The organism is Pinisolibacter sp. (assembly GCF_036782435.1).
Lineage (GTDB): Bacteria > Pseudomonadota > Alphaproteobacteria > Rhizobiales > Ancalomicrobiaceae > CALBKH01.
Window position 1 is genome coordinate 1 of the sequence record NZ_DAIPZB010000093.1, and the last position, 6,751, is coordinate 6,751.

At 70.1% G+C, this 6,751-nt stretch carries 8 protein-coding genes; 4 read left to right on the forward strand and 4 right to left on the reverse strand.

Going from position 1 to position 6,751, the window contains the following annotated elements; translation table 11 throughout:
- Positions 1–51 precede the first annotated feature (51 nt).
- Positions 52–348 carry a BufA1 family periplasmic bufferin-type metallophore gene (locus tag V7Q42_RS21060; protein ID WP_333826234.1) on the reverse strand — a complete coding sequence of 99 codons (297 nt, stop codon included), beginning with the start codon at positions 346–348 and terminating at the stop codon, positions 52–54.
- 176 nt (positions 349–524) lie between these two features.
- Positions 525–803: a BufA1 family periplasmic bufferin-type metallophore gene (locus V7Q42_RS21065; protein ID WP_333826235.1), complete on the reverse strand. Its 279-nt coding sequence runs from the start codon at positions 801–803 to the stop codon at positions 525–527.
- 210 nt (positions 804–1,013) lie between these two features.
- On the opposite strand from V7Q42_RS21065, the gene V7Q42_RS21070 reads away from it, so the two are divergent.
- The 3 genes from V7Q42_RS21070 to V7Q42_RS21080 all read left to right on the forward strand — a co-directional run bounded on the left by V7Q42_RS21070 (position 1,014) and on the right by V7Q42_RS21080 (position 2,860).
- Positions 1,014–1,580 (forward strand): sigma-70 family RNA polymerase sigma factor, encoded by a 567-nt coding sequence (locus tag V7Q42_RS21070; RefSeq protein ID WP_333826236.1) that lies wholly within the window; start codon positions 1,014–1,016, stop codon positions 1,578–1,580.
- A complete protein-coding gene (locus tag V7Q42_RS21075) occupies positions 1,577–2,215 on the forward strand; it encodes an NrsF family protein (protein ID WP_333826237.1) in 639 nt (212 codons plus the stop codon). The genes V7Q42_RS21070 and V7Q42_RS21075 overlap by 4 nt, the downstream gene beginning before the upstream one ends.
- Positions 2,216–2,395: 180 nt before the next feature.
- Entirely contained in the window at positions 2,396–2,860 is a 465-nt protein-coding gene (locus tag V7Q42_RS21080; RefSeq protein ID WP_333826238.1) for a hypothetical protein, read from the forward strand.
- Between the two features lie 34 nt (positions 2,861–2,894).
- Here the strand turns inward: V7Q42_RS21080 and V7Q42_RS21085 are convergent, their stop codons facing one another.
- Positions 2,895–3,824, reverse strand: coding sequence for a dihydrodipicolinate synthase family protein (locus tag V7Q42_RS21085; RefSeq protein ID WP_333826239.1), 930 nt, complete (start codon positions 3,822–3,824; stop codon positions 2,895–2,897).
- Complete coding sequence (locus V7Q42_RS21090) at positions 3,824–4,522, reverse strand: ribonuclease activity regulator RraA (RefSeq protein ID WP_333826240.1); 699 nt, start codon at positions 4,520–4,522, stop codon at positions 3,824–3,826. The genes V7Q42_RS21085 and V7Q42_RS21090 overlap by 1 nt, the downstream gene beginning before the upstream one ends.
- A gap of 446 nt (positions 4,523–4,968) precedes the next feature.
- Here V7Q42_RS21090 and V7Q42_RS21095 point away from each other — a divergent pair, with 446 nt between their 5' ends.
- Complete coding sequence (locus V7Q42_RS21095; protein WP_333826241.1) at positions 4,969–6,462, forward strand: amidase; 1,494 nt, start codon at positions 4,969–4,971, stop codon at positions 6,460–6,462.
- Positions 6,463–6,751 lie beyond the last annotated feature (289 nt).

The following is a 6,751-nucleotide window of genomic DNA, read 5'->3' on the forward strand; positions in this document are numbered from 1 at the left end:
GTGGCAATCTCCTCAGGCGAAACGCTCATCCGTGATTTTCAAAACGGACTCTCAGCTCTTGGGCACGTCGCGGGTGAGAGCGGTGAGCGAGCCCATACGGTCGCCGGGCAGCTTCATGGTGGTGCAGGAGCCCTTGGGCACCAGCTTCCAGGCGTTGCCCTGGTAATCGACGCGCGAGGTGCCGGCGCAGGTGGTGCCGGCGCCGGCGGCGCAGTCGTTGGCACCCTTCAGCGCGACGCCGAAGCACTTCTCCTGCGGCGCATCCTGAGCGGCGGCCGGAACGGTGGTGGCGGAGAGGGCGGCGGAGAGAGCGGCGGCGACGCCGAGAGCGGCGATGGTGCGAGACATGGAGATTTCCTTCTTTCGGTTCGCGGAATTCGGAAAGTGTGGGGAGGTCGGTGCGGTCACGGATGCGAGCGGGTCGATGCGGGCGACATCCGATCGTCCGAGCCGGCGATCTTCGGGGCCGGAGCCCGGGTCGTCGATCGGGCGGAGCCGCCCGATCGACTCGACATGTGTGCGGATCACATCTTCATCGGGGTGAGCGAGCCCATGCCCTTCGGGGTCTTCATGGTGGTGCAGCTGCCCTTGGGAACCATCTTGAAGGAGGCCGGGTCGTAATCGACCTTGGAGTGGCCCTTACAGTCGTGGCTGCCGGCGGCGCAGTCGTTCTGTCCCTTCAGCGAGACGCCGTAGCACTTCTCCATCTCGGCGGCGGCGGCCGGCGTGGCGGCGAGGGTGGCGGCGCCGAGCGCGGCGGCGAGGGAACCGAGGACGGCGAGATTGACGGTGCGGCGGTTCATCTGGTGATCTCCTCATCTGGATGGACGGTCCGTCGTGGCCGTCTCGATGAGGTCTTCGGTGGGGCGCCGGAATTCGTTACGGTGCCCACGTGTTCGTGATCGTCGGAGGCGTCGTGTTCACGAAGGCGTCATCGACCGCGGATCACCGGTAACGAAACAGTCCCTGCCCGCGTAGGCACGAATGGAGAACCCGCCGTCTTGGAACCGGTGATGCCCGTGAGAACCGGCGGGGAGGCCCGCGAAGCGACGTGGACCGATTGGATGCGGTCGGCGATGGGTGGCGATCAGGCCGCCTATCGGCGGCTGCTCGAAGCGCTGACCCCGGTCGTGCGCGCGGCGGCGAGCCGAGGCTTCGCCCGCGCCGGGCTCGGGACGAGCGACGTGGAGGATGTGGTGCAGGAGACACTGTTGGCGATCCATCTGAAGCGGCACACCTGGGACATGTCCCAGCCGCTGATGCCGTGGGTCGTCACCATCGCCCGCAACAAGCTGATCGATCAGCTCAGGCGGCGCGGTCGGCGGACCGACCTGCCGGTCGACGACTTCGCCGAGATCCTGCCGGCTCCGGCCGAGCGGGATCCGACGGAGAGCGGCGACGTCGATCGACTGCTCGGGCAACTCGGGGATCGCCAGCGCGACATCGTCCGCTCGATCACCGTGGAGGACCGATCGATCGCCGAGACGGCGCGGCGGTTGGAGATGACGGAAGGTGCGGTGCGCGTCGCGCTGCATCGCGGATTGAAGGCGCTGGCGGCGCTCTACAGGAGAGAGCCATGAGGACCGACGACTTTCTCGGCGCGCTCATCGCCGACGGCGAAGTGAGGCCGGCGCCGCTCGGACAGGGGTTCGTCCTGGCGCTGCTCGGCGGCACGGCGGCGACGGCGGCGCTGTTCTTCGCCACCATCGGGCCTCGTCCCGACATCGCCTCGGCGGCGCAGACGCTGCGCTTCCTGTTGAAGTTCGTCGAATGCGCGGCGCTCGCGGCGGCGGCCTTCGTCCTGGTGGCGCGGCTGGTGCGGCCGGGCGCGGCGGCGGGCTTCGGCGCGGCGGCGCTGATCGGCGTCGCGGCGCTGCTGGCCGGGGCGGTGGTCACCGAGCTTCTGGTGGTGCCCTCGGCCGACTGGGGCCGGCGTCTCGTCGGCACCAACTGGTATCATTGCCTGGCGCTGATCCCGATCCTGTCGATCGCGCCCTTCGCGGCGCTGATGATCGCCGCGCGCCACGGCGCGCCGACCCGGCCGCATCTGACCGGGGCCGTCGTCGGTCTCGTCTCGGCCGGGATCGGGGCGTTCTTCTATGCCGCCAACTGCACCGACGACAGCCCGCTGTTCGTCGCCACCTGGTACACGCTGGCCACCGCCCTGGTCGCCGGCCTCGGCGCGGCCGTCGGCGGGCGGGTGCTCAGGTGGTGAAGCCGCTTCGGGCCGCGCCGAAGCCGGGCGGTGCACCGAGAGGACGTCGACCTCTCGACGTCCCGTGTCCGTAGACGAGACGACTGGGCGTCGCCCAGATCCGCGCTAGACTCGGGTCCGCGCGAGACCGCCGCGTCCGTCGACGTCGGCGGGTCGAACGCAGTGGTTCGGAGGCGCGCCATGATCAGGCGAAGCGTCCGTTCGGTCACGGCGGCGACCGTATTCGCCGTCCTTCTGATCTCGATCGCTCCGGCGATGGCAGCCGGTTTCTGGGAGTGCCGCGCCGGAGTCTGGGTCGGGGTCGACGCGCCGCATCATGCCAAGCCTCTGCGCGCCTGCGGCGACAAGCCGAGCCTTCCCCGCAGCGAAGGCGCCTGCCGCGCCGTCGGCGGGCGATGGGCGCGCGCCGGGCTCTTCCCGAAACCGATCTGCACCGTCCCGACCCGCGACGGCGGCCGCGCCTGCGGCGACGGGCAGGAGTGCGAAGGCACTTGCCTCTACGACACGAGAGGCGATCGGGCCGCGCAGTTCGGACCGAAGCCGCAGGGGCCGGCGACCGGTATCTGCACCCGAGCGCGGCCGGTCTTCGGCTGCATGGTCGAGGTGACCCGCGGCCGGATCGGCCGGCGGATCTGCCGCGATTGAGCGCGGCGTCTCCATCGAAGACGGCGGGCGAGGCTCAGAGCGTCGCCCGCGGGTCGGTCTTCGCCAGCCGCGCCAGGAGGTAGTCCACCTCGGCCTTCGCTGCCGGGGTGAGGGCCGAGCCGGGCTTGCGCTGGGCGTCGCAGGCGATGGCGCCGCGCTTCATCAGGACGTATTTGCGGACCGCCAACCCCACACCCTGCTGCTGCTCGTAGCGCACCAGCGGCAGGTGGGCGTCGAAGAGGTCGTGGGCGGCGTCGCGTTCCCCCGCCTTCATCAGACGCACCACGTCGGCGAGCATGTCGGGGAAGGCATAGCCGGTCATCGCGCCGTCGGCGCCGCGCTCCATCTCGAAATCGAGGAAGAGGGCGCCGTTGCCGGTGAGGATGGAGAGCTCGCGTAGGCTCCCTTCCTTCTGGAAACGGCGGAGCGCCGAGATCTTCTCGAGGCCGGGCCAGTCCTCGTGCTTGAGCATGACGCAGGATGGGTTGTCCATGACGATGCGGCGGATGACGCCGGGGGTCATCTGGACGGAGAGCGTCAGCGGATAGTCCTGGAGGACGAAGGGGACGTCGGTGCCGACTGCTTCGACGGCTCCCGCGAAATAGCCGACGATCTGGTCGTCGGTGCGCAGGCTCGGCTGCGGCGCGATCATCACGCCGGCCGCGCCGATCTCCATGGCGTCGCGGGCGAGGCGACGCATCGCGGCGAAGCCGGGGGCCGAGACGCCGACGACGACGGGCACGCCGACGCGCTTCACGACGCGGCGGGTGATCTCGAGGGATTCCTCCATCTCGAGTTTGCCGGCCTCGCCCATGATGCCGAGGATGGTGAGGCCGGTCGCGCCCTTCTCGACGTAGAAGTCGGTCAGCCGATCGAGGCTTTCGAGGTCAAGGCGGCCGTCGGCGTGGAACGGCGTGGCGGCGATGGCGTAGACGCCGGAGGCGGTCGCGTCGAGCTTGGTCATCACTTCTTCGAGGCCTCGTACCGCGCCCTGGTGTCGGCGTTCATCGGGTAGAGGCCGGGCAACGAGACGCCCTTGCCGACCTCCTCCATGATCCAGCCTTCCATGCGTTCCTGTTCGACCGCTTCCGGTACGACGGCGTCGAGGAGATCCTTGGGGATCAGCACCGCGCCGTCCTTGTCGGCGACCACCACGTCGTCGGGGAAGACGGCGACGCCGCCGCAGCCGATCGGCTCCTGCCAGCCGACGAAGGTGAGGCCGGCGACGGAGGGGGGCGCGGCGACGCCGGAGGCCCAGACGGGCAGGCCCGTCGACATGACGCCCTCGATGTCGCGCACCACGCCGTCGGTGATCAGCGCGGCGACGTTCTTCTTGGCCATGCGGGCGCAGAGGATGTCGCCGAAGATGCCGGCGTCCCTCACCCCCATCGAATCGACCACGGCGATCACGCCCTCGGGCATCGCCTCGATGGCGGCGCGGGTGGAGATCGGCGAGCCCCAGGAGGCCGGGGTCGCCAGATCCTCGCGGGCGGGGACGAAGCGGAGCGTGAAGGCGCGGCCGATGAGGCGTTTCTGACCGGGACGCAGCGGCATCGCGCCGCGCATCCAGACGTTCCGAAGGCCCTTCTTGAGGAGGACGGTGGTCAGCGTCGCGGTCGAGACGTGGGAGAGGGCTTCGGCGACGGCGGGATCGAGGGACATGCGGGGCTCCGACAGGGGATGGGCGGCAGGGCCGGCAATCTGGCACGGATGGTGAGGGCGAGCGACGAAAATCACGCAGAGGCGGAATGTGGGAACCGGCTCTTCGCAAGGTCGGGGCGAAGTCGCACGGAGGATGGCCGTGAGGGCGATGTGATGGGCCCATGTCGATCCACTGCTGTCGACACAGACACCCGCGCCGTCGTCCCCGGCGAGCGGAGCGAGGGAAGGGGACCCATCGACCTCGCGACTCGGGGAACCATCGATGGATCCCCTTCCCTCGCCCTTCGGGCTCGCCGGGGATGACGGCAAGAAAGTGTGGCGACACATTCACCGAATTCGGCCCTGTCGCGCGGTGATCCCGCGACGTGTGGTGTCCCGCCCCCGACGATCGCCTCTTGCGGTCGCGCCGGGCTCGGATAGCCTCCTCGCGGAGTACGGAGGTGCGCATGTCGATCGAGCGGCTGTTGTGGGAAGAGGATGCGACGGGGCTGGCGGCGCGGGTGAAGGCCGGCGAGGTGAGCCCGAGCGAACTCACGGAAGCGGCGATCTCCCGTGCCGAACGCCTCGCGCCGAAGATCAATCCGATCGCCGAACGGCTCTACGACCGGGCGCGGGCGAAGGCGGCGGCGGTCGACCGCTCGGCGCCCTTCGCCGGGGTGCCCTTCGCCATGAAGGACATCGGCGCGGTGGTCGCCGGGGTCGACCTCCATTCGGGCAGCCGCATCCCGCCGTTCCGGGCCGACTGGTCGTCGACGGTGTTCGAACGGGCCGAAGCCGCCGGGCTCGTCACCATCGCCACCACGACGACGCCGGAATGGGGCCTGCGCCTCGTCACCGAGACGGCGCGGTTCGGCATCACCCGCAATCCCTGGAACCCCGGCCACACCACCGGCGGTTCGTCGGGCGGTTCGGCGGCGGTGGTCGCGGCCGGTATCGTGCCGGTGGCGCACGCCTCCGACGGCGGCGGCTCGATCCGGGTGCCGTCGGCGTGTTGCGGCCTCGTCGGGCTGAAGACCAGTCGCGGCCGGGTGCCGCTGACGCCCTATGTCACCGACGGCTGGCACGGCTTCGTCGTCCAGCATGCGGTGACGCGATCGGTGCGCGACAGTGCGGGCCTCCTCGATGTCTTCGCGGGTGGCGACGGCGTCGCCGCCTACGGCCAGGAGAGGCCGGTGACGAGCTTCACACAGGCCGCGGCGACCCGTCCGGGGCGGTTGCGGCTCGGCGTGGTGCGCGAGAGCCCGCTCGGGTTGCCGGTCGACCCGGAGGTGTGGAAGGCGCTCGACACCGCGGTGGCGCTGGCGCGCGATGCCGGCCACACGGTCGAGGAGATCCGCCTGCCGATCGACGGGCGGGCGTTCCTCACCGATTTCGCGCATGTCGTCGCCGGCTGTTCGGCCGGTCTTCTGCGGGTGCTCGAGGCGGATCAGGGACGACGGCTGGAGGGGTTCCTCGAACGGCCGACGCGGGCGATCTCACGCTTCGGCGAGATGCTGTCGGCGGGCGAACACAATGCCGCGCTGACGCGGCTCGACCAGGCGGCGATCGACATCATCCGCGACACGGCGCAATTCGACGCGGTCCTCATGCCGATCCTCGCTCATCCGCCGGTACCGGTCGGCGGCATGGATTCGAAGGGCATCGACCTCTTCCTCGAGGAGGTGCTCGACAAGCTGCATCTGACACGGCTTCTGCGGGTGCCGTCGATCTTCGCCAAGCTGCTCGATCAATCGTTCTGGTTCACGCCGTGGACGCCGATCGCCAACGTCACCGGCCAGCCGTCGATCGCGCTGCCGGTCCACGTCACCGCATCGGGCCTGCCGCTCGGTATCCAGGCGACCGGGCGCCCCGGCGACGAGGCGACGCTGCTGTCGCTCGCCGCCGAGATGGAGGTGGCGAGCGGCTGGACGAAACGTCGCGCGCAACTCGACGTGCCGTGAGGGCGTGGCGTCGGCGGGCGCGAGGCACTCACCGAGCCGACCCGCGCCACGGTCCGCCGTCGTGCGCGATCCTGCGAGACGCAGCCTTCGGCCGATCCTCAGGACGAGGGGTCGGAGAAAGGCGCCTGATAACAAGCGCCTCATGGTGAGGGGCTGCCGAGCAGCCGTCTCGAACCATCGCGCGCGGATGTCGATCGGCCGATCGGAGCCGATATCCCGTGAGGGGGTGCCTTTCGAGACCTGTGCGCGGATAGCCCTCGACGACCGTCTACTGACGTGATTCACTCAA